Source organism: Pseudomonas sp. LBUM1658 (genome assembly GCF_059716055.1).
This window is the reverse complement of the sequence record NZ_CP166798.1, coordinates 1,819,157-1,840,626: the sequence shown is the minus strand read 5'-3', so window position 1 is coordinate 1,840,626 and position 21,470 is coordinate 1,819,157. Positions and strand designations below refer to the sequence as shown.

The 21,470-nt window shown below is 58.1% G+C and carries 16 protein-coding genes and 4 tRNA genes; 6 read left to right on the top strand and 14 right to left on the bottom strand.

Annotation, left to right across the window (positions count from 1 at the left end):
- Positions 1 to 58 precede the first annotated feature (58 nt).
- A complete protein-coding gene (locus ACA064_RS08330) occupies positions 59 to 934 on the bottom strand; it encodes a LysR substrate-binding domain-containing protein (protein WP_497672940.1) in 876 nt (291 codons plus the stop codon).
- 111 nt (positions 935 to 1,045) lie between these two features.
- Between ACA064_RS08330 and ACA064_RS08325 the strand changes: the two genes are divergently transcribed.
- The 3 genes from ACA064_RS08325 (at position 1,046) to ACA064_RS08315 (ending at position 3,785) form a co-directional block, all read left to right on the top strand.
- Positions 1,046 to 2,155, top strand: coding sequence for a 2-aminoethylphosphonate--pyruvate transaminase (locus ACA064_RS08325; protein WP_497672939.1), 1,110 nt, complete (start codon positions 1,046 to 1,048; stop codon positions 2,153 to 2,155).
- Between the two features lie 54 nt (positions 2,156 to 2,209).
- Positions 2,210 to 3,037, top strand: coding sequence for a phosphonoacetaldehyde hydrolase (phnX, locus tag ACA064_RS08320; protein WP_497672938.1), 828 nt, complete (start codon positions 2,210 to 2,212; stop codon positions 3,035 to 3,037).
- Between the two features lie 199 nt (positions 3,038 to 3,236).
- Positions 3,237 to 3,785, top strand: coding sequence for a cytochrome b (locus ACA064_RS08315; protein WP_497672937.1), 549 nt, complete (start codon positions 3,237 to 3,239; stop codon positions 3,783 to 3,785).
- On the opposite strand, the gene ACA064_RS08310 is transcribed toward ACA064_RS08315, so the two are convergent.
- Positions 3,782 to 4,714 carry a 1-aminocyclopropane-1-carboxylate deaminase/D-cysteine desulfhydrase gene (locus tag ACA064_RS08310; protein ID WP_497672936.1) on the bottom strand — a complete coding sequence of 311 codons (933 nt, stop codon included), beginning with the start codon at positions 4,712 to 4,714 and terminating at the stop codon, positions 3,782 to 3,784. The two genes, ACA064_RS08315 and ACA064_RS08310, sit on opposite strands and share 4 nt — an antisense overlap.
- 343 nt (positions 4,715 to 5,057) lie before the next feature.
- A complete protein-coding gene (locus ACA064_RS08305; protein ID WP_497672935.1) occupies positions 5,058 to 7,097 on the bottom strand; it encodes an oxidoreductase in 2,040 nt (679 codons plus the stop codon).
- Between the two features lie 207 nt (positions 7,098 to 7,304).
- Between ACA064_RS08305 and ACA064_RS08300 the strand changes: the two genes are divergently transcribed.
- Complete coding sequence (locus ACA064_RS08300; RefSeq protein WP_497672934.1) at positions 7,305 to 8,435, top strand: nitrilase-related carbon-nitrogen hydrolase; 1,131 nt, start codon at positions 7,305 to 7,307, stop codon at positions 8,433 to 8,435.
- Positions 8,436 to 8,438: 3 nt separating this feature from the next.
- On the top strand, positions 8,439 to 9,479 hold the full coding sequence (locus ACA064_RS08295) for an AraC family transcriptional regulator (protein ID WP_497672933.1): 1,041 nt from the start codon (positions 8,439 to 8,441) through the stop codon (positions 9,477 to 9,479).
- 387 nt (positions 9,480 to 9,866) lie between these two features.
- Here ACA064_RS08295 and ACA064_RS08290 read toward each other — a convergent pair whose 3' ends face one another.
- The 11 genes from ACA064_RS08290 to ACA064_RS08240 form a co-directional block, all read right to left on the bottom strand.
- Positions 9,867 to 10,712: a DUF2242 domain-containing protein gene (locus ACA064_RS08290; RefSeq protein ID WP_497672932.1), complete on the bottom strand. Its 846-nt coding sequence runs from the start codon at positions 10,710 to 10,712 to the stop codon at positions 9,867 to 9,869.
- A gap of 253 nt (positions 10,713 to 10,965) precedes the next feature.
- Positions 10,966 to 12,837, bottom strand: coding sequence for a SurA N-terminal domain-containing protein (locus ACA064_RS08285; RefSeq protein ID WP_497672931.1), 1,872 nt, complete (start codon positions 12,835 to 12,837; stop codon positions 10,966 to 10,968).
- A gap of 101 nt (positions 12,838 to 12,938) precedes the next feature.
- A tRNA-Asp gene (locus tag ACA064_RS08280) sits at positions 12,939 to 13,015 on the bottom strand.
- A gap of 54 nt (positions 13,016 to 13,069) precedes the next feature.
- Entirely contained in the window at positions 13,070 to 13,342 is a 273-nt protein-coding gene (locus tag ACA064_RS08275; RefSeq protein WP_002552737.1) for an HU family DNA-binding protein, read from the bottom strand.
- Positions 13,343 to 13,491: 149 nt separating this feature from the next.
- Positions 13,492 to 15,888: an endopeptidase La gene (gene lon, locus ACA064_RS08270; RefSeq protein ID WP_497672930.1), complete on the bottom strand. Its 2,397-nt coding sequence runs from the start codon at positions 15,886 to 15,888 to the stop codon at positions 13,492 to 13,494.
- Between the two features lie 182 nt (positions 15,889 to 16,070).
- Positions 16,071 to 17,354, bottom strand: a complete 1,284-nt coding sequence (clpX, locus tag ACA064_RS08265; protein WP_150643573.1) for an ATP-dependent Clp protease ATP-binding subunit ClpX — start codon at positions 17,352 to 17,354, stop codon at positions 16,071 to 16,073.
- A gap of 107 nt (positions 17,355 to 17,461) precedes the next feature.
- Positions 17,462 to 18,103: an ATP-dependent Clp endopeptidase proteolytic subunit ClpP gene (gene clpP / locus ACA064_RS08260; protein WP_150643572.1), complete on the bottom strand. Its 642-nt coding sequence runs from the start codon at positions 18,101 to 18,103 to the stop codon at positions 17,462 to 17,464.
- A 90-nt stretch (positions 18,104 to 18,193) separates the two neighbouring features.
- Positions 18,194 to 19,504 carry a trigger factor gene (tig, locus tag ACA064_RS08255; RefSeq protein ID WP_497672929.1) on the bottom strand — a complete coding sequence of 437 codons (1,311 nt, stop codon included), beginning with the start codon at positions 19,502 to 19,504 and terminating at the stop codon, positions 18,194 to 18,196.
- Between the two features lie 413 nt (positions 19,505 to 19,917).
- Positions 19,918 to 20,002 (bottom strand) — tRNA-Leu (locus ACA064_RS08250).
- Between the two features lie 56 nt (positions 20,003 to 20,058).
- Positions 20,059 to 20,134, bottom strand: a tRNA-His gene (locus ACA064_RS08245).
- A gap of 40 nt (positions 20,135 to 20,174) precedes the next feature.
- Positions 20,175 to 20,251 (bottom strand) — tRNA-Arg (locus tag ACA064_RS08240).
- Between the two features lie 280 nt (positions 20,252 to 20,531).
- Here ACA064_RS08240 and folD point away from each other — a divergent pair.
- Positions 20,532 to 21,386, top strand: a complete 855-nt coding sequence (gene folD / locus ACA064_RS08235) for a bifunctional methylenetetrahydrofolate dehydrogenase/methenyltetrahydrofolate cyclohydrolase FolD (protein ID WP_497672928.1) — start codon at positions 20,532 to 20,534, stop codon at positions 21,384 to 21,386.
- The last annotated feature ends 84 nt before the right edge of the window (positions 21,387 to 21,470 follow it).

Below are 21,470 nucleotides of genomic sequence, written 5' to 3'. Positions count from 1 at the left end.
TGTGTGCACTGAAGATCAAATGTGGGAGCGAGCTTGCTCGCGATGGCCGCACCTCGGTCTATCTGGCGGACTCGCCCCCCGGCGCCAACCCGAAAAATGCCTGGATCAAACGCAGATCCCGACGCCGTTCCATGCAGCCAATCATGTGCCGATTGACCAGCCCTTCGCCAATGATCGACACCGCGGCCACCCGCGGATCGTGGCTGACTTCCACCGACGAGACCACGCCCACACCCAGCTCGGCGGCTACCGCTTCGGTCACCGCCTCGCGGCTGTCCAGCTCCAGCAGCACCCGCGGATTGACCTTGGCCAGGCCGCAAGCCTGGTCAAAGGTGCGGCGGGTAATCGAACTGGGCTCACGCAGCACCATGATCACCTGATCCAGCTGTTCGATGCCGATGCCCCCTGGCGTCGCCAGCCAGGGATGACTGGCCGGCACCAGGGCGCAGATCCGCGACTCGCTCATCCGTTGCAAATGCAGGCCTTTGCGCGGTTCCACTTCCGTCAGCACCGCCACATCGGCATGTTCCGAGAGCAACGCCGCGAGGGTTTCCTGGGCATTGCCCAAGCGCAGATTCACGGTGATCCCCGGGTACCGCGCCCGCAGGCTCGCGAGCATCGGCATGACCATGTGCGGACCATCCGCCGCCACTTCCAGACGCCCGGTGAGTAACTGCCGATTGGCCTCGAGCATCGCCTGGGCTTCTTCGGCCAGGCCGAACATGGCCCGGGTGATCGCCGCCAGCTTGGTCCCCTCCTCCGTCAGCTCCACCCGTCGCGCGGTGCGCCGCAGCAAGGTGATCTGGTAGTGCTCCTCCAGCGCCTTGATATGCCCGGTGACCGCCGGCTGGCTGATGAACAGGCGCGCGGCAGCCCGGGTGAAGCTGCCTTCACGGGCTACGGCATCAAACGCTCTGAGCTGGAACAGATTCATATCTATCGGCCTCACTGATGGCTGGCATAACAACAAACAATTTGATTGATGACAAGCCAAACTGCAATTTATGTCCCGTAGCTTCATCCCACTGCTTGCGAGGACACGAGAATGAGTACTGCCGAACCCATCCTGCTCACCCCCGGCCCATTGACCACGTCGGCCCGCACCCGTCAGGCAATGATGGTCGACTGGGGTTCATGGGATGACCGCTTCAATCAACTGACCGCCAGCCTGTGCGAGCAGCTGCTGGCGATCATCAACGGCGCCGACAGCCACCACTGCGTACCTTTGCAAGGCAGCGGCACCTTCTCGGTGGAAGCGGCAATCGGCACCCTGGTACCCCGCGACGGTAAAGTGCTGGTGCTGATCAACGGTGCCTACGGCAAACGCCTGGCGAAGATTTGTGAAGTGCTCGGCCGCTCGTTCAGCACCTTTGAAACCGCTGAAGACGAACCGACCACCGCCGCCGACGTCGATCGCCTGCTGCGGGCCGATACCAGCATTACCCATGTCGCGCTGATCCACTGCGAAACCAGCACCGGGATCCTCAATCCGCTGCCGGAAATCGCCCATGTGATTGCCCAACACGGTAAACGCCTGATCATCGACGCCATGAGCTCCTTCAGCGCACTGCCGATCGATGCCCGGCAAGTGCCGTTCGATGCGCTGATCGCCGCCTCCGGAAAATGCCTGGAGGGCGTACCGGGGATGGGCTTCGTCTTCGCTCGCAAAGAAGCGTTGGCCGAGTCGGCCGGCAACTCCCACTCGCTGGCGATGGACCTGTTTGATCAGCACACCTATATGGCCAAGACCGGCCAGTGGCGCTTCACCCCGCCGACCCACGTGGTCGCGGCGCTGCACGAAGCCCTGCTGCAATACAGCGAAGAAGGCGGTTTGCCGGCGCGGCATCAGCGTTACGCCGCCAACTGCAAAGTCCTGATCGATGGAATGGCCAGACTGGGCCTGCGCAGCTTCCTGCCGGCAGCGATCCAGGCGCCGATCATCATCACCTTTCACGCGCCGAAAGATCCGCGCTACCAGTTCAAGGAATTCTACGAACGGGTCAAGGCCAAGGGTTTCATTCTGTATCCCGGCAAACTGACCCAGGTCGAAACCTTCCGGGTCGGCTGCATAGGTCACGTCAATGAAGCCGAGATGCAGGCGGCTGTGGCGGCGGTGGCTGAAGTACTGCGGGAAATGGAAGTGCTGGAAATCTGATCGTCCCCTTACGGACATGTAATTCATCATTCCCCAGACTCAGGATTTAAAGACATGAACTACAGCAACCCAACCAAACTTCAAGCCGCCATCCTCGACTGGGCTGGCACCGTGGTCGATTTCGGTTCCTTCGCGCCGACCCAGATCTTCGTCGAAGCCTTCGCCGAGTTCGACGTCCAGGTTTCCATTGAAGAGGCCCGTGGCCCGATGGGCATGGGCAAGTGGGACCACATCCGCACCCTGTGCGACCAGCCGCAAGTCGCCGAGCGTTATCGCAATGTGTTCGGCCGTGCACCGACCGACGATGACGTCACCGCTATCTACAAACGTTTCATGCCCTTGCAGATCGAGAAAATCGCCGAGCACTCGGCATTGATTCCCGGGGCCCTGGAGACCATCGCCAAGCTGCGCGAGCAAGGGATCAAGATCGGCTCCTGCTCCGGTTATCCGAAGCAAGTCATGGACAAGGTCGTCGAACTGGCCGCCACCAATGGCTACATCGCCGACCACGTAGTCGCCACCGATGAAGTCCCGAACGGTCGTCCATGGCCAGCACAAGCCCTGGCCAACGTGATCGCCCTGGGCATCGACGACGTCGGCGCCTGCGTCAAGATCGACGACACCGTCCCGGGGATTCTTGAAGGTCGCCGCGCCGGCATGTGGACCGTAGCGCTGATCTGCTCGGGCAACGCCCTGGGTCTGACCTACGAAGGTTATCGCGCCCTGGGCAGCGAGGAACTGGCCAGCGAACGCAAACGCATCCATGCCATGTTCGCAGGCTCGCGCCCGCATTACATGATCGACACCATCACCGATTTGCCAGAAGTCATCGCCGATATCAACAAGCGCCTGGCCAATGGTGAGATGCCGCAAAGCAACTGATGCCCAACACGCTATATAAAAAAGCGGCAGCCCTTGAACGGGGCTGCCGCTTTTTTTGTCCAGGAACACCGATCCAGAGCATTCCAGGCCCGACAAAATCTTGATCTGCCTCAGGCAAACCCGGACAAACGGGATTACAGTGAGAGGACTCCGTCGCACAACAATGGAGACTCCAGACCTGATCAATGAGGAAAAATCCATGCCCTGGAAAAACTTCGACTCGCGCTACAGCACGGTGTCGATTGCCTTGCATTGGCTGATGCTGGTGTTGTTGGCGGTGGTGTATGCCTGTATCGAATTACGCGGGATCTTTCCCAAGGGCAGTGGCGGCCGGACCCTGATCAAGGAAGCGCACTTCATGCTCGGCCTGACCGTCTTCGTACTGGTCTGGCTGCGGCTGTTCGCCCGGTCCCTGGGGGTTGCGCCGAAGATTCTGCCGTCCCCGCCCACCTGGCAAACCCTGCTGGCGACCTTGATGCACTGGGCGCTGTATATATTCATGATCAGCATGCCGATCCTCGGTTGGTTGATTACCAGCGCCGAGGGCCATCAGGTGATGTTCTATGGCGTCGACCTGCCGTTGCTGATTGACCAGGACAAAGACTTCGCCAAGCAGCTCGAAGGCTGGCACGTATTGGGTGGCACCATCGGTTACTGGTTGATCGGCCTGCATGCGCTGGCCGGTCTGTACCACCATTACTTCATGGGCGATAACACACTGGCGCGGATGCTGCCCAAACGCGGCTAACGCCTGTCGGCGAGCGCAAAACCCCGGCGGCCCTGCAAACCGCCGGTGTGCACGAAGATCAATCGAGTGCCCGGAGCGAAGCGTCCCGCTTCAATCTGCTGTTTCAATGCCATCAGTGCCTTGCTGGTGTACAGCGGTTCAAGCGGCACACCGCTGGCCCGCTCAGTTAGCTCGATGAACTCAAGTAACTGCGGATCGACCTTGGCGAAACCGCCGCGACTACCATCGAATAGCTCATAGGCGGGATTGCACAAGCCCGCCTCCTGGACAATCGCCTCGACCCGCCGCGCGACCCCATGATCATCCGGTACCGCCAAAGCACCAAAGACCGGATGCGCGCCCGCTTCCGCCAGCACCAGACCGGCCAGCGTGGTACCGGTCCCGGCGGCCAGCCACCAGGCGTCATAGTCGTTCCAGCCCAGTGCACTCAGCTGTTCACGCGCCATAGCCAGCAGTGCGGCGCACCCACGCGCGCCAGCCAAGCCGCCACCGCCTTCGGGCACTGGATGCAATTGCGGGTATTGCACCTGCCACGGCAGCCAGAAGCCGGGCTCATGCCGCGCTCGATAGCCGCCATAACCGAGCCAATGCAACTGCATGCCGAACGCCTGCAAATCCAGCACAGTCGGGGTTTGTTGTGGATGACCGCGCAACAGGCCGACGGTAGGAAACCCGAAGCGCTTCCCCGCCGCTGCCAGCGCGTGCAGATGATTGGAGTGCGCGCCACCCAGACTGATGATGCCTTGGGCCCCGGCAAGATCGGCGGCTGCCAGATGTTCGATCAGCTTGAACCACTTGTTGCCGGAGATCAGCGGGTCGATAAGGTCCAGGCGCAGCACGGCGACCTGGATATTGGCTTGGGTGAGCCAGTCCAGATGAAGGTGTTGAAGGGGGGCACGGGGCTGCCAGTCAAAGGGTTTCAAGCCCATGATCGACCTTTGCCAGGAGAGAAAAAAAGAGACATCAGTGCCGCACTTTTCGAGAAAAGAGCCGGCATTCTAGCAGCTGATCGGACGCTTTCGCGGGCAAGCCCCAATGCCTGTCAGTTAACGTAAATCTTAAGTCTGGCGAGCACTTGTGGCGAGGGGGCTTGCCCCCGCTGGGGCGCGCAGCGGCCCTAAAACCAGCAAACGCTTTGTATCAGACACACCGCGTTCACCGACTTTACGACTGCTGCGCAGCCGAGCGGGGGCAAGCCCCCTCGCCACAAGTTTTGCGTTCGGCGCTTCTTTTCTTAACTGACTGGCATTGGCACGTTGAACCTGCGAAAGCTTACAGCTCGGCAGCCAACCGCGAGCCCTGGTTGATCGCCCGCTTGGCATCCAGTTCAGCGGCCACGTCCGCACCGCCAATCAAATGCACATTCTGCCCGGCAGCCACCAAGCCTTCATGCAATTCACGCAGCGGGTCTTGCCCGGCGCAGATCACAATGTTGTCTACCGCCAATACCTGCGGCTCTCCGGTTTCACCCATGCGGATATGCAAACCGGCATCGTCGATCTTCAGGTATTCGACGCTGTTGAGCATCTGCACCTGCTTGTTTTTCAACCCGGTGCGATGGATCCAGCCGGTGGTTTTACCCAGCCCGTCGCCGACCTTGGATTTCTTGCGTTGCAGCAGGAAAACCTCACGCGCCGGCGCATGGGGTTCAGCCTTGATCCCGGCGACACCGCCACGTGCCTCAAGGTGAGTATCGATGCCCCACTCCTTCCAGAACGCCTCGCGGTCCTGACTGGTGGATACGCCTTGATGCACCAGGAACTCCGAGACGTCAAAACCGATACCGCCCGCGCCGATCACCGCCACGCTTTTGCCGACAGGCTTGCGCTCGAGGATCACGTCGAGGTAGCTCAGCACCTTGGCATGTTCCACCCCTGGGATAGCCGGCAGCCGCGGGGCGATGCCGGTCGCGAGGATGATCTCGTCATAGCCGCCCGCGAGCAATTGCGCGACATCGACCCGAGTGTTCAGGCACAGCTCGACATTGCTGGTCTGCAATTTGCGTTTGAAGTAACGCAGGGTTTCGAAAAACTCTTCCTTGCCCGGTACGCGTTTGGCGACGTTGAACTGGCCACCGATCTCGCTGGCGGAATCGAACAAGGTCACCTGATGCCCACGCTCGGCTGCGACAGTGGCCGCCGACAAACCCGCGGGCCCGGCACCGACCACGGCGATTTTCTTGATCTGCTGCACCGGCAGGTAGTTCAGTTCGGTTTCATGACAGGCCCGCGGGTTCACCAGGCAACTGGTCAACTTGCCGCCGAAGGTGTGGTCCAGGCAGGCCTGGTTACAACCGATGCAGGTGTTGATTTCGTCGCCCCGTCCGGCCGCAGCCTTGTTGACGAAGTCCGGGTCGGCGAGGAACGGTCGCGCCATTGAAACCATATCGGCGTCGCCTTCGGCAAGAATCTGCTCGGCGACTTCCGGGGTGTTGATGCGGTTGGTGGTGATCAACGGAATGCTCACGGAACCGCGCAACTTGGCGGTGACCTTGCTGAAGGCAGCGCGTGGCACTTTGGTGGCGATGGTCGGAATCCGCGCTTCATGCCAGCCGATCCCGGTATTGATAAGGGTCGCGCCGGCCTGTTCGATGGCCTTGGCCAACTGGACGATTTCTTCCCAGGTGCTGCCGCCTTCCACCAGGTCGAGCATCGACAGGCGATAAATGATGATGAAGTTCGGCCCTACCGCTTCACGCACGCGGCGGACGATTTCCACCGGCAGGCGCATACGGTTCTCGTAGCTGCCGCCCCAGCGGTCGGTGCGATGGTTGGTGTGCGCCGCGAGGAACTGGTTAATGAAGTAGCCTTCGGAGCCCATGATTTCGACGCCGTCGTACTCGGCGTGTTGCGCCAGGGTCGAACAGGTGACGAAGTCGCTGATCTGCTTCTCGATGCCGTCCTCATTCAGCTCTTTGGGCTTGAACGGGTTGATCGGCGCCTGGATCGCACTTGGCGCTACTTGTTTTGGGCTGTAGGCATAACGCCCGGCGTGGAGGATCTGCATACAGATCTTGCCGCCCGCTTCGTGTACCGCCCGGGTCACGATCCGGTGCTTAAGCGCCTCTTCCTCGGTGGTCAGCTTGGCCGCGCCCGAGTACACCCCGCCCTCGTCATTCGGACCAATACCGCCGGTGACCATCAGGCCGACGCCGCCACGGGCGCGCTCGGCGAAATAAGCTGCCATGCGCTCGAAACCACCGGGCTTTTCTTCCAGGCCAGTGTGCATCGAGCCCATCAGGGTGCGGTTGCGCAGGGTGGTAAAACCCAGATCCAGCGGGGCCAACAGGTGCGGGTAATGAGCGGCGGCCATCGGTAACTCCACAACAAGCAATCACGGAAAAGTGCGGGAGCTCTACGGCTCCCATCAATCATGTCGACAGACTAAGAGCACGCCCCCTGCCACTCAATGACCGTAACTGACAAATTATTGATCCAAATGCACAGCGCCCCTTGGCAATCCCGTGGATGGGCCCTACCCTAGTCGCGAACCCTGCACACGGCCGCTTATTGTTTCCCCATGCGCAAACTTCTCTACTTGACCTTTTCCATGGCCTTGATCGCCGTCATCGCCACCTACGGAATGTGGACCGCCAAACGCCCCGTCGGCCATTACCTGTCGGACCTGCGGATCAATCTCGCCGTGGATCAAGGCGTTCGTGCCGACCGCGGTAACCTGCTGGGCATCCAGCCCGAACTGTTCCCCAGCGATTATCAAAGCCCCCAGCGTTTGCATCGCAAGCTCGCAGCGTATTTGCAGCAAGCCCGGGATCAAGACTTGCTGAATGCCAAGACCATCGTCGTGCTGCCAGAACATATCGGCACCTGGCTGATGCTCAGCGGCGAGAAAAACGAGGTGTACCAGGCCACCAGCCATGACGAAGCCATGAACTGGCTGGCCGTCAGCAACCCGCTGGCGTTTGCCAGGGCACTGCTCAGCGCCAAAGGCGACAATCGCCTGGACGATGCGCACCTGCGCATGAAAGCCAAAACCATGGCCAGGGATTACCAGGCGCTATTCGGCGGGCTGGCCAGGGAATTCGGCGTGACGCTGGTGGCCGGCTCGATCGTGCTGCCAGAACCCAGTATCAGTGACGGCCAGCTGAACGTCGGGCCGGGTGTGCTGTACAACAGCAGCCTGGTGTTCGGCAGCGATGGCGCGCCGATCGGCCAGCCCCAGCGCCAGCTGTATCCGAACTTCGATGAGCAGGGTTCGATCCAGCCCAGTTCCGATCAGGCGATCAACGTTATCGAGACTCCGGCCGGACGCCTTGGGGTATTGATCGGCAGCGACAGCTGGTATCCCGCCAACTATCGCAAACTCAACGACCAGGGCGCGCAGCTGATCGCGGTTCCAGCCTCGGTCGTTGGTCGCGGTGCCTGGGACAAACCCTGGCGCGGCTACAAGAGCCTGTCGACACCCGGCGAAATCAGCCTCAAGCCCGGCGAGCTCAGCGAAGGTGCGGCCTGGCATCGCCTGACATTGATCAGTCAGCTTCCCAGCAGTCAGGCCCTGGCGGGTATGAGTGTGTTCATGCGCGGTCAATTCTGGGATCAAGGCAGTGACGGTCAGAGCTTTATCAGCAGCAACGGCCAAACCATCGCCGACGGTAATGCCCGTGGCGCCCGCCTGCTGAACATCTGGTTGTAACCAATGAAACCGCTACCGATGCGCCTCGGGGATCTGTCGGTAGGCTTTGTCCATAGCCTCGCCGACGCGGTGCGCAGCCATGGCCTGGACCCGCAGGAGCTGCTCGAACAGTATGGTCTCGACCCGGCGCGTCTGGCCGAGGCCGGCGCCAGATTGTCGATTCCGCGTTACATGCGTCTCGGTCATGCCGCCATTCAACTGAGCGGCGATCCCGCCTTGGGTTTGCGCATGGGCCAGCTCAGCCGCCTCAGCCAGGCCGGCCTGGCCGGGGTCACGGCCGCCCAGGCACCGACGGTGCGGGAAGCGGCGCGCTGTCTGATCCGCTTCGAAGCCTTATATGGCTCGAACTATCGCGGCCAATCGAGTTTCCATGAAGATGCCCGGGGCGCCTGGCTGCGCTTCTATTCCATCAGCCCCTACAACGCCTACAACCGTTTTGTGGTGGACTCGATCATTGCCGGCTGGCTTCAGCAGCTATCCAGCCTGAGCCCACAAGCGCTGCAACCCGAGCAGATCGACATCGAGTTTGCCGAACCGGATTACCGCGAACGTTATGGAGTACTGGGTGATTGCCCGATCCACTTCGGCGCCGAGCACAATCAGCTGCGTCTGAGCCAGGCCAGCCTGGCACTGCGCAACCCCGAACATTGCCCCAGCACCTGGCGCTTGCTGCTCAAGCTCTGTGAAAGGGAACTGGAGCAATTGACCCGAACCCGCAGCCTGCGCGAGCGCATCATCCAATTGCTCGGGCCATTGCTCAATGGCGGCCGGGAACCCGATCTGGAGGAAGTGGCGGCACGCCTGAAACTGCCGACCTGGACCTTGCGGCGCAAGCTCGCCGAGGAAGGCACGCAGTTTCGAGCGATTCTCAACGATACTCGCCGTGATCTGGCCATGACCTATATTCGCGACACCGAACTGGCCTTTGGGGAAATTGCCTACTTGCTCGGTTTCGCCTCAGCCGAAGCCTTTCAACGGGCCTTCAAACGCTGGAACGGCCAAACCCCTGGCGAATTTCGCCGCAGCCATCGCCAATCCGCCTGAAGCACGCGCCTGCCATCACAGCTCGGTAGCGTCTTCCGCAGGCTCCAGCGGATCCAGTTCAAACGCCTGATATTCCAGAAGCTCTTCTTGGTACTCGTCCATTACAAAATCCTTTTGGGTACGGTGAATATTATCTAAATGACCTTGCTCCTCAGCATAAAGTGCCTTTGTGACAGAAAAAATACTTCGTCATGACGTCAAGGCCCTTAAAAATAAAACGTAGCAGATCCCGGCGAATTTACCGCCGTGCCATGTAAGGTTTTTTTTTCAGGATTGTGCCGGCTGCGCTGAAGGCGTTAACCGATGACGGGCTGGACGCCCATCGGGCTGTGTCGCGAGCGATCATCCGCTACGGGATTGATTATCCCGTAGTGGTCTGAGCTGGATTTACTGAGCCGAAACCGGCATCGAGGAAATCGGCTCTGTGGGCGGCGGCAGCGAATCCGGATTGGCCGGTGGCGCAGTGGATTCATTCGACGAGGCCGGCTCCCCTGACTCTTCAGGGGCAATTGGCGCGGTGTCCGCGGGAGGCGCCACCGGCTCCGAGGCGGCTGGTGCACTTTCGGCTGGCACGATATTGGCCGGTTCTGCGGCAGGAGCAGCGGCGGGAGCGGCGGCGGGCTCTGCAGCGGCAGGTGCCGCCTGGGTTTCCGGCACACCCAGAACAGTCTTCGGTTTCTCGGTGATATGCGCGACTTTCTTGGCTTCTGGTGGCAGGAACAGCTCGACCAGTGCAAAGAAACGTTCATAAAACTTAGCCGAAGACACGGTTTCGCTGGCGACCTTGACCATCGAGTCGTCGGAGGAACCGATCGGCATCGACACCGAACCCAATACACCGACCCCGAGGCTGGCAGAATTGTTGGTCTTCTTCAGTGCATAACGGTCCTGCAGGGCATTGGCGAACATCGTCGCATTATGACCGGCGCTGCCGTCTTCGGCACAGACGACGTTGAAGCTGATCTCCATGTGCGAATCACCGGTCTGCTGAAAGCTCTTGTGACCGCTGATCAACTTCGGATCGCTGCTGGTGATGATGTAACCCTGACTCAGCAGGGCCCGACGCGCAGCCTCGCAGGTGGTCTTATCGCTGACCGGGTAGGTGCGCGAGAAGGTCCCGGAGTCAGCAAAATCTTCATGCTCATAAATGGCGGCTTTCTTTTCCGAGCAACCTGCGGCGCCGACCATCACAAGCGCCATTACCGCGACACGCATGTGGAGTGATTTAAACATTGAACATCCTGAGCAAAACGGTTCGGGATGTATTGTGCAACAGATCGACCCTCGTGGGCGTACCGTTTAGTGTCTTAACAGTCTTACAAGCCTGATGAGCCCGGTTTACGGGGGAAATCGCGCAGATAAATGATCAATCAACACTCGCCACCTGGCTGCCGGGTGCCGACTGGAGTATTTGATAGCCCCATAAACAAAGACCCCGGCCTTGCGGCCGGGGTCTTTGTTTACTACTTACTGACTCAGTCAGGCATCAGAACTTCTCGATGTCCGCCTGGCTTTCCAGTTGCTTGCGATAGGCTGCAAAGTCTTGCTGACCCACCCGCGAAGCCAGGAAGCGGCGGTACTGAACCTTCTCTTCCTCGGTAGGGGCTGCCGCTTCGTTGACGCCGTTCAGGCGCACGATCGCCAGGCTACCGTCGGCCAGGGTCACGCTGGTGAAGGTCGGCTTGTCCTTGGCTCCAGGCTTCGGCATGCGGAACAGCGCTTGCAGCACGGTCGGGTCGATCCCTTCCTGGCCACGAGTGACGGCTTCATGCACTTTCCAGTTCTGGCCATCCAGCGCTTTGTCCAACGGCGTCTTGCCGTCGCGCAGGCTGGCGATCAGTTCCTGGGCCTTGGTCTTGGCGGCAGCACTTGCATGCTCCTTGGCCAATTGCACGCGAATGCTTGCAGCGACGCTTTCCAGTGGCAGTTGCTCAGGCTTGCGATGCTCTTTGGCACGCAGGACCACAACGGTATCCGGATCCAGTTCGATGGCAGTGCTGTTGGCACCTTCATCCATGACTTCAGGGCTGAACGCCGCCGTCACTACCGCACGGTTGGCTGCTACACCTTCACCGCCTTCACGGCCAAACGGCGCGGAGGTGTGAACCGTCAGCTTCAGCTCTTGAGCCGGCTGGGCCAGATCGGACGCTTCGAACGCAGAGTCTTCAAGCTGCTTGGTCGCTTCGACAAAGCGCTGCTCGACCTGTTGCGCCTTGAGCTCGAGAGTCAGCTTGTCTTTCAGACTGGCGAAGCTCGGCACTTCAGGTGCCTCGACGCCCAGCAACTTGATCAGGTGCCAACCGAAGTCGGTACGAACCGCTGGCGAAACCTCATCCTTGTTCAAGGCGTACAAGGCCTTTTCGAAAGCTGGGTCGTAGACACCCGGACCGGCGTAACCCAGGTCACCGCCGTTCGCTGCCGAACCTGGATCCTGGGAGAACTCTTTGGCCAGGGCCTCGAAGCTTTCACCTTTGGCCAGGCGTGCCTGAACTTCGTCGATTTTGGCTTTGGCTTGCGCCTCGTTCACCTTGTCATTGACCTCGATCAGAATGTGCGCGCCCCGACGTTGCTCGGAGATATTGGCGGTTTCCTTCTGATACTGGGCCTGCAGGTCTTCGTCCTTGACGCTGATCTGGTCAAAGAAAGAAGCTTTCTTCAACTCGAGGTAATCGATCACCACCTGGTCGGGAGTCATGAACTCCTTGGCATGTTCGTCGTAGTAAGCCTTGATCTCATCATCAGTCACTTTGACTGCCGACGGATCGGCCTTGATGTTCAAGGAGGCGAAATCGCGGGTCTGTTTTTCCAGACGAGCGAATGCCAGAACCTGTGCATCGGTGACGAAACCGCTACCTGCCAGCCCGGCACGCAACTGACCGATCAGCATTTCCTGCGCCAGCATCTGGCGGAATTGCATACGGCCGTAGCCCAGTTGGCGGATCACCTGATCGAAACGCTCGGGGCTGAACTTGCCGTCGACCTGAAACTCAGGCGTTTGCAGGATCACTTGGTCCAGAGCCGCTTCGGAGAAAGCGAATTTCGATTTGTCCGCGCCTTGCAGCAACAACTTACGGTCGATCAGCCCTTTCAGAGCGGATTCACGCAACATCTTTTCATCGAGCAAGGAAGCATCGAAATCCTTGCCCAGCTGTTGCATCAGCTGACGGCGTTGCATGTCGACCGCCTGGCTCAGCTCGTTCTGACTGATCTCTTCACCGTTGACCTTGGCGGCGTCCTGGCTGTTGGTAGTGGCCTGGAAAATGGCCTCGATACCGGTGAAAGCCATCAGTACGACGATGATCCCGATAATGGTCTTGGCAATCCAGCCTTGTGAATTGTCCCTGATATTCTGCAGCATGCGTCCCCCAGAAACGGTTGTACTTCAAATTAGGCAACCGTGGAGCGTGGGTAGAATCCGGATAGAAGAAAGGCGCATCCGAGGATGCGCCTTCTCGTAACTGGCGGAGCGGACGGGACTCGAACCCGCGACCCCCGGCGTGACAGGCCGGTATTCTAACCGACTGAACTACCGCTCCGCTGCCAAGTCAGGAATGACCCCGACCCGGATGGGTAAAGACTTGAAAAGACGCTTAGTTAACAGCTTCTTTCAGAGCTTTACCGGCTTTGAAACCTGGTTTTTTGGCTGCTGCGATTTCCAGCGTCTTACCGGTCTGTGGGTTACGACCAATGCGAGCTGGACGATCGGTTACGGAGAAGGTGCCGAAACCAACCAGTACAACAGAGTCGCCAGCCTTGAGAGCGCCAGTGACGGATTCGATTACAGCGTCCAGCGCACGGCCAGCAGCAGCTTTCGGGATATCAGCGGATGCAGCGATAGCATCAATCAGTTCCGACTTGTTCACTCTAAGTCCCCTTTATATCTATTTGAGTATGATTCTAAGTTTTTTGGTGAAAGCAAAAGCGAGTGCTGAATGGCCTACAGACACTTAAGAGCCGCTTTATAACAAGGGCTCTAAAAAGCTGTCAAGGAAGCCTCCCAGGCAAATTCGTACTAATGCGTGCTAATTCTTTCCTTAGAATCAGACTCGCGCTTTTCATCCTTTGCAACTATCTCCGGAGCCACATCCGGCAAGGGCTCCGGCGCGTATTGCAGCGCAATTTGCAGGACCTCGTCAATCCATTTAACTGGTTTAATCTGAAGATCTTGCTTGATATTGTCGGGAATTTCCTTCAAGTCGCGAACATTCTCTTCAGGAATGATCACGGTTTTGATCCCGCCACGGTGTGCCGCCAGCAGTTTTTCCTTCAAACCGCCAATCGCCAGAACCTGGCCGCGCAAGGTGATCTCACCGGTCATGGCGACATCTGCACGTACCGGAATCCCGGTCAGTGCCGATACCAGGGCCGTACACATACCGACACCGGCGCTCGGACCATCTTTCGGCGTAGCCCCTTCCGGCATGTGGATATGGGTGTCGCGCTTCTCGTGGAAGTCCAGAGGAATCCCCAGGCTCTTCGCCCGACTGCGCACAACCGTCAGCGCCGCAGTGATCGATTCGACCATCACGTCACCCAGGGAACCGGTCTTGATCAGCTGGCCCTTGCCGGGTACCACGGCGGCTTCGATGGTCAGCAATTCACCACCGACCTGAGTCCAGGCCAGGCCTGTCACCTGTCCGATCTGATCCTGCTGTTCAGCCAGGCCGTAGCGGAATTTGCGCACACCAAGGAAGTGCTCCAACATCTCAGCTGTCACTTTTACCGAGAAGCGTTTTTCCAGGGAATGCTCTTTGACCGCCTTGCGGCAGACCTTGGCAATCTGCCGTTCAAGCCCACGCACACCGGCTTCGCGGGTGTAGTAGCGAATGATGTCGCGGATCGCTTCGGCGTCGAATTCCACTTCGCCTTTCTTCAAGCCATTGGCCTGAATCTGTTTGGGCGAGAGGTATTTGACGGCGATGTTGATCTTCTCGTCTTCGGTATAACCCGGCAGACGAATCACTTCCATCCGGTCGAGCAACGCCGCCGGGATGTTCATCGAGTTGGCGGTGCAGAGGAACATTACATCGGAAAGGTCGTAGTCGACTTCCAGGTAATGGTCGTTGAAGTTGTGGTTCTGCTCCGGATCGAGCACTTCCAGCAACGCCGACGCCGGATCGCCACGCATATCGCTACCCATCTTGTCGATTTCATCGAGCAGGAACAGCGGGTTGCGCACGCCAACTTTTGTCATCTTTTGAATCAATCTTCCTGGCATCGAACCGATATAAGTCCGCCGATGACCACGAATTTCCGCTTCATCACGCACGCCACCGAGGGCCATACGGACGAATTTGCGGTTGGTCGCATGGGCAATCGACTCCGCCAGGGAGGTTTTACCTACCCCAGGAGGACCGACCAGGCACAACACCGGGCCACGAATTTTCTTCACGCGCTTTTGCACAGCGAGGTATTCGAGGATCCGTTCCTTGACTTCATCCAGGCCGTAATGGTCGGCGTCGAGGATATCTTCAGCCCGTACCAGGTCCAGACGCACCTTGCTCTGAGCCTTCCACGGCACCTGAACCAGCCAATCGATATAAGTACGCACCACTGTCGCTTCCGCAGACATTGGCGACATTTGTTTGAGTTTGTTCAGCTCCGCTTGAGCCTTGGTCAAAGCGTCTTTCGGCAAGCCGGCAGCATCGATGCGCTTTTTCAGCTCTTCGATTTCGTTATGGCCTTCGTCGCTATCGCCCAGCTCTTTCTGAATGGCCTTCATCTGCTCATTCAGGTAGTACTCGCGCTGGCTGCGCTCCATTTGCTTTTTGACGCGACCACGAATGCGTTTTTCGACTTGCAGCAGGTCGATCTCGGCATCCAGCAACGCCAGCACATGCTCGACCCGGGCCGACAAATCGATGATTTCGAGGATTTCCTGCTTCTGCTCGATCTTCAGCGCCATGTGCGCCGCCATGGTGTCGACCAGGCGACTTGGCTCGTCGATGCTGTTAAGCGACGACAGCACTTCGGCAGGGACTTTTTTGCCCAGCTGCACATATTGCTCGAACTGAGCCAGCAGGCTGCGGACAAAGACTTCCGACTCCCGCTCAGGCGCGTCGACTTCGTCGATCAGCGAGACTTCGGCACGGCAGTGGCCGTCCACTTCGATAAAACGTTCGACGGCCCCGCGTTGCTCACCCTCGACCAGCACTTTGACCGTGCCGTCAGGCAGCTTGAGCAGCTGCAGAACCGTCGCGATGGTACCTACGCGATAAAGCGCTTCTTCACCGGGATCGTCATCGGCAGGATTCCTCTGAGCCAGCAGGAGAATCTGCTTGTCGCCCGTCATCGCAGCCTCGAGGGCTTCGATGGATTTCTCGCGCCCCACGAACAGCGGGATAACCATGTGCGGATAAACCACAACATCACGCAATGGCAGGAGAGGCAATTCGATGGTTGTCTTCATGATTTCGCCTCTACGGCGGCCATAAGGCCGGAAACAGATGGAATTAAGCTTGAAACCAAGATGGGGGCTGCCTTCGAAAAAAACAAGCTTAAAAGATCGTCCGAATGCGGCCCGAACCTTTGAAAGTTGCTGTAAAAGCAAAGGGGCCCGAAGGCCCCTTCTTGAATCCAGTGGTGCGACGCTTAAGCGTCTGGCACTGCCTTGGCCGTCGGCTCACTGTTTTCGTAGATATACAGTGGCTTGGACTTGCCTTCTATAACGCTTTCGTCGATCACTACTTTACTCACCTCGGACTGCGAGGGGATCTCGTACATAGTGTCGAGCAACACACCTTCGAGGATCGAACGCAATCCACGAGCACCGGTCTTGCGCTCAAGCGCACGCTTGGCCACCGACTTGAGAGCGTCGGCACGGAACTCCAGATCGACGCCTTCCATCTCGAACAGCTTGGCGTACTGCTTGGTCAGGGCATTTTTCGGCTCGGTGAGAATCTGCATCAAAGCAGCTTCGTCGAGCTCGTCCAGGGTGGCAAGAACCGGCAGACGACCAACGAATTCCGGGATCAGACCGAACTTGACCAGATCGTCAGGTTCGACTTCACGCAGGGATTCACCGACCTTCTTGCCCTCTTCCTTGCTGCGCACTTCGGCGTTGAAGCCTATGCCGCCACGGGTGGAACGGCTTTGAATGACCTTTTCCAGCCCGGAGAACGCACCACCACAGATGAACAGGATGTTACGCGTATCGACCTGAAGGAATTCCTGCTGTGGATGCTTGCGACCACCTTGAGGCGGTACGGAAGCCACAGTGCCTTCGATCAACTTGAGCAATGCCTGCTGCACGCCTTCGCCGGAGACATCCCGGGTAATCGAAGGGTTGTCGGATTTGCGCGAGATCTTGTCGATCTCATCGATGTAGACAATACCCATTTGGGCTTTCTCTACGTCGTAATCGCATTTCTGCAGCAGTTTCTGAATGATGTTCTCCACATCTTCACCGACATAACCTGCCTCGGTGAGGGTGGTGGCGTCGGCGATGGTGAAGGGTACGTTCAACAGGCGAGCCAGTGTTTCGGCAAGCAGGGTTTTACCCGAGCCTGTCGGGCCGATCAGCAAGATGTTGCTTTTGCCGAGTTCGACGTCGTCATTCTTTTTGTCACGCTGGTTGAGGCGTTTGTAGTGGTTGTACACCGCTACGGCCAAAACCTTTTTTGCACGCTCTTGACCAATTACATACTGATCAAGGATGCCGCTGATTTCTTTAGGCGAAGGCAATTTATGCGCGCTGCTTTCAGCCTGTGCTTCCTGCACCTCCTCACGGATGATGTCATTGCACAGGTCGACGCACTCGTCGCAGATAAAGACCGAGGGGCCGGCAATCAATTTGCGCACTTCATGCTGGCTTTTGCCACAGAAGGAGCAATAGAGCAATTTGCCGTTGTCCTCGCCGTTGCGGGTGTCAGTCATTCGATCGATCCAAATCCGATAGGCTTGCAACACAAGATGAAGGCAATTGCAGGCTTTTTCAAGCCCGCAGGTGGCCAGTTAAACCCAACCACCTACATTTGAGCTGCTTAGGCGGGCATTTGACGCTTGGTGATCACAGAATCGATCAGGCCATATTCGGCCGCACGCTCTGCACTCATGAAGTTATCACGCTCGGTATCGCGCTCGATGACTTCAAGGCTTTGCCCGGTGTGATGGGCCAGCAACGAGTTCAGGCGAAGACGAATGGCGAGGATTTCCCTGGCATGAATGTCGATATCCGACGCCTGGCCCTGGAAACCGCCCAACGGCTGGTGAATCATCATGCGCGAGTTAGGCAGGCAGTGACGTTTTCCCGCAGCGCCACCGGCGAGCAGGAAAGCACCCATGCTGCAGGCCTGGCCGATGCAGATGGTCGAAACGTCGGGCTTGATGAACTGCATGGTGTCGTAGATCGACATCCCCGCAGTCACCGAACCGCCTGGTGAGTTGATGTAAAGATGGATGTCCTTGTCCGGATTTTCCGCTTCAAGGAACAGCAGTTGCGCCGCGACCAGGTTGGCCATGTAGTCTTCTACCGGGCCAATCAGGAAGATCACTCGCTCCTTGAGAAGGCGCGAGTAGATGTCATAGGCACGTTCGCCACGGGCGGACTGCTCGATAACCATCGGGACCAGGCCGCCTGCGGCCTGGATGTCAGAACTCTGCTGATAATAAGAATTGCGGGACATGTCCTGCAGTCACTCCCAAATAGTTATGTCTTGAATACGCATAAGCCAGCGCAAAGGCTGGCTTATGTGTGTATTTCAAACAAAGAAAAATCAGTCGGCTTGTGGTGCTTCCACCGGCTTGACCGCTTCTTCGTAAGAGACCGATTTGTCGGTCACGCTAGCTTTCTGCAGAACAGTATCCACAACTTGCTCTTCCAGCACAACCGAACGGACTTCGTTCAGCTGCTGGTCGTTCTTGTAGTACCAGGACACAACCTGCTCAGGCTCTTGATACGCCGAAGCCATTTCCTGAATCATTTCGCGAACGCGAGCTTCATCAGGCTTGAGGTCGAATTGCTTGACCACTTCAGCCACGATCAGACCCAGCACTACACGGCGGCGGGCTTGCTCTTCGAACAGCTCGGCCGGCAGTTGATCAGGCTTGATGTTGCCACCGAACTGCTGAACAGCCTGCACGCGCAGACGGTTGACTTCGTTTTCCAGCAGGGATTTCGGGATTTCGATCGGGTTGGCGGCCAGCAGACCGTCCATTACCTGATTCTTGACCTTGGATTTGATCGCCTGACGCAGCTCGCGCTCCATGTTCTTGCGAACTTCGGTGCGGAATCCTTCAATACCTGTTTCCTTGATACCGAATTGAGCGAAGAATTCTTCGGTCAGTTCCGGCAATTTCGGCTCGGAGACAGTGTTCACGGTAACGGTGAACTCTGCTGCCTTGTTAGCCAGGTCCAGGTTTTGATAGTTCTCTGGGAAGGTCAGGTTCAGAACACGTTCTTCACCAGCCTTGGCGCCAACCAGACCGTCTTCGAAGCCCGGGATCATGCGGCCGGAACCGAGAACCAGCTGAGTACCCTTGGCAGAACCGCCCGCGAACACTTCACCGTCGACCTTGCCAACGAAATCGATGTTCAGCTGGTCTTCGTTCTGGGCAGCGCGATCAGCTTGCTCATAACGGATGTTCTGCTTGCGCAGGACTTCCAGCATCTTGTCGAGATCGGCGTCCGCCACGTCAGCGCTCAGGCGCTCGACATTGATGGAGTCGAAGCCGGCAACGGTGAACTCAGGGAACACTTCGAAAGTAGCGACGTATTCCAGGTCCTTGCCCTTTTCCAGGACTTTAGGCTCTACGGAAGGAGCGCCAGCAGGGTTCAGCTTCTGCTCGACAACAGCTTCGTAGAAGGAAGCCTGGATCACATCGCCCACTGCTTCTTGGCGTGCATCAGCTTCGTAACGCTGACGAATCACGCTCATTGGCACCTTGCCAGGACGGAAGCCTGCAATCTTGGCCTTTTGGGCAGTCTGCTGCAGACGCTTGTTGACTTGGGTCTCGATGCGCTCAGCAGGCACGGTGATGCTCATGCGGCGCTCAAGAGCAGAAGTATTTTCAACAGAAACTTGCATGGATATTCCTCGTTGCACAGACGTTAGCCGGCCGTTTCCGACCCCAGAATCAAGGGCATGCATTCTAGTGGGTCAAACTCAAGAAGTCACCCTACTGAAAACGGGTAAAAAAGCAGCAGGCAATTTATAGGCGGGGGACAAACGGTTGCGCCCCGCCCTGAGAGCAAATACGGCGAATCGAGCCAGGGCCTTGGGCCAACCCTTCTATATATAGAAGGACGGTGCAACCGCCGCCCTGACAACCAGAACCCCGAGGGATCCGGCAGGTGAACCAGGCATCATTCAGCAACATAATGACGACGAACCGTCATCCTGTCAGCCCGGTACCTGCGGCCGCGCCGACTTCTGAAACGAAAACGGCGCAGCCCTTTTCAGGTGCTGCGCCGTTATCTGCTATTAAATAGCTACTTAATTGGTGCGGACGAAGAGACTCGAACTCTTACACCTTGCGGCGCTGGAACCTAAATCCAGTGTGTCTACCAATTCCACCACGTCCGCGTATCAAGCTTTTAAAGCAAAGGCGCCAGACTATTAATCTGGCGCCTTTCTAAATATGGGGTGGACGAAGGGGATCGAACCCTCGACAACGGGAGTCACAATCCCGTGCTCTACCAACTGAGCTACGCCCACCATATTGCCTTGTTGCGTTACTTGTGCCAAAGCTGCCTAATGGCGCACCCGGCAGGACTCGAACCTGCGACCATCCGCTTAGAAGGCGGATGCTCTATCCAGCTGAGCTACGGGCGCCTTGTTAATCTGTATTCTTGGACGATTACAAACTAAGTGCTTTCAGTCTTACCGAGTTAAACATCAACCCTGCTCAACCTTCTTAACCAGTGCTAGGCTGTGCCCGACAAGTGCGACGAATGTTATAGGCGGTCCGTCAGGTCGTCAACTCTTTTCTGAAAAAAATTCATTTAATTAAAGGGGTTAGGGGAATTTGCAGACCAAGCGCCTTTGCCCTCACGTCACGACATGCGAGAATGCGTTCTCTTTTCTTCCCCCTCTCGATGGTTAATCACGCGTCATGACTGCACAACTAATCGACGGCAAAGCGATCGCCGCTCGCCTGCGCCAGCAGATCGCCAAACGTGTCGCCGAGCGTCGCCAGCAAGGCTTGCGCACTCCTGGCCTCGCGGTGATCCTGGTCGGCAGCGACCCCGCCTCTCAAGTTTATGTCTCGCACAAGCGTAAAGACTGCGAAGAAGTCGGCTTCCTTTCGCAGGCCTATGACTTGCCCTCCGACACCACCCAGCAAGCTTTGACCGATCTGATCGATCGCCTCAACGACGACCCGAACATCGACGGTGTCCTGCTTCAGTTGCCGCTGCCTGAACAGCTGGATGCTTCCAAATTGCTGGAACGCATTCGCCCGGACAAGGACGTGGATGGTTTCCATCCTTATAACGTCGGCCGCCTGGCGCAACGCATTCCATTGCTTCGTCCCTGCACGCCAAAAGGCATCATCACCCTGCTGGAAAGCACCGGTGCCGACCTTTATGGAATGGATGCCGTCGTGGTGGGCGCGTCCAACATCGTCGGGCGTCCGATGGCGATGGAATTGCTGCTGGCCGGCTGCACCGTCACCGTCACCCACCGTTTCACCAAGGATCTGGCCGGCCACGTAGGCCGCGCCGATCTGGTGGTGGTGGCCGCTGGCAAGCCGGGTCTGGTCAAGGGCGAATGGATCAAGGAAGGTGCAATCGTCATCGACGTTGGCATCAACCGCCAGGAAGACGGCAAGCTGGTCGGCGATGTGGTTTATGAAACCGCCCTGCCCCGCGCCGGCTGGATTACTCCGGTTCCAGGCGGGGTTGGCCCGATGACGCGTGCCTGCCTGCTGGAAAACACGCTGTACGCAGCGGAAACGTTGCACGGCTGATCACTTGGCCATTGTTTCACTCAAGAAAAAGCGCCGCTTATCTCTAAACGAGAAAGCGGCGCTTTGCTAATAAAGTGAAATCGA

Coding starts and splice junctions, on each gene's coding strand:
- ACA064_RS08330 (WP_497672940.1), bottom strand. CDS start 934: ATGAATCTGTTCCAGCTCAGAGCGTTTGATGCCGTAGCCCGTGAAGGC.
- ACA064_RS08325 (WP_497672939.1), top strand. CDS start 1,046: ATGAGTACTGCCGAACCCATCCTGCTCACCCCCGGCCCATTGACCACG.
- phnX (WP_497672938.1), top strand. CDS start 2,210: ATGAACTACAGCAACCCAACCAAACTTCAAGCCGCCATCCTCGACTGG.
- ACA064_RS08315 (WP_497672937.1), top strand. CDS start 3,237: ATGCCCTGGAAAAACTTCGACTCGCGCTACAGCACGGTGTCGATTGCC.
- ACA064_RS08310 (WP_497672936.1), bottom strand. CDS start 4,714: ATGGGCTTGAAACCCTTTGACTGGCAGCCCCGTGCCCCCCTTCAACAC.
- ACA064_RS08305 (WP_497672935.1), bottom strand. CDS start 7,097: ATGGCCGCCGCTCATTACCCGCACCTGTTGGCCCCGCTGGATCTGGGT.
- ACA064_RS08300 (WP_497672934.1), top strand. CDS start 7,305: ATGCGCAAACTTCTCTACTTGACCTTTTCCATGGCCTTGATCGCCGTC.
- ACA064_RS08295 (WP_497672933.1), top strand. CDS start 8,439: ATGAAACCGCTACCGATGCGCCTCGGGGATCTGTCGGTAGGCTTTGTC.
- ACA064_RS08290 (WP_497672932.1), bottom strand. CDS start 10,712: ATGTTTAAATCACTCCACATGCGTGTCGCGGTAATGGCGCTTGTGATG.
- ACA064_RS08285 (WP_497672931.1), bottom strand. CDS start 12,837: ATGCTGCAGAATATCAGGGACAATTCACAAGGCTGGATTGCCAAGACC.
- lon (WP_497672930.1), bottom strand. CDS start 15,888: ATGAAGACAACCATCGAATTGCCTCTCCTGCCATTGCGTGATGTTGTG.
- clpX (WP_150643573.1), bottom strand. CDS start 17,354: ATGACTGACACCCGCAACGGCGAGGACAACGGCAAATTGCTCTATTGC.
- clpP (WP_150643572.1), bottom strand. CDS start 18,103: ATGTCCCGCAATTCTTATTATCAGCAGAGTTCTGACATCCAGGCCGCA.
- tig (WP_497672929.1), bottom strand. CDS start 19,504: ATGCAAGTTTCTGTTGAAAATACTTCTGCTCTTGAGCGCCGCATGAGC.
- folD (WP_497672928.1), top strand. CDS start 20,532: ATGACTGCACAACTAATCGACGGCAAAGCGATCGCCGCTCGCCTGCGC.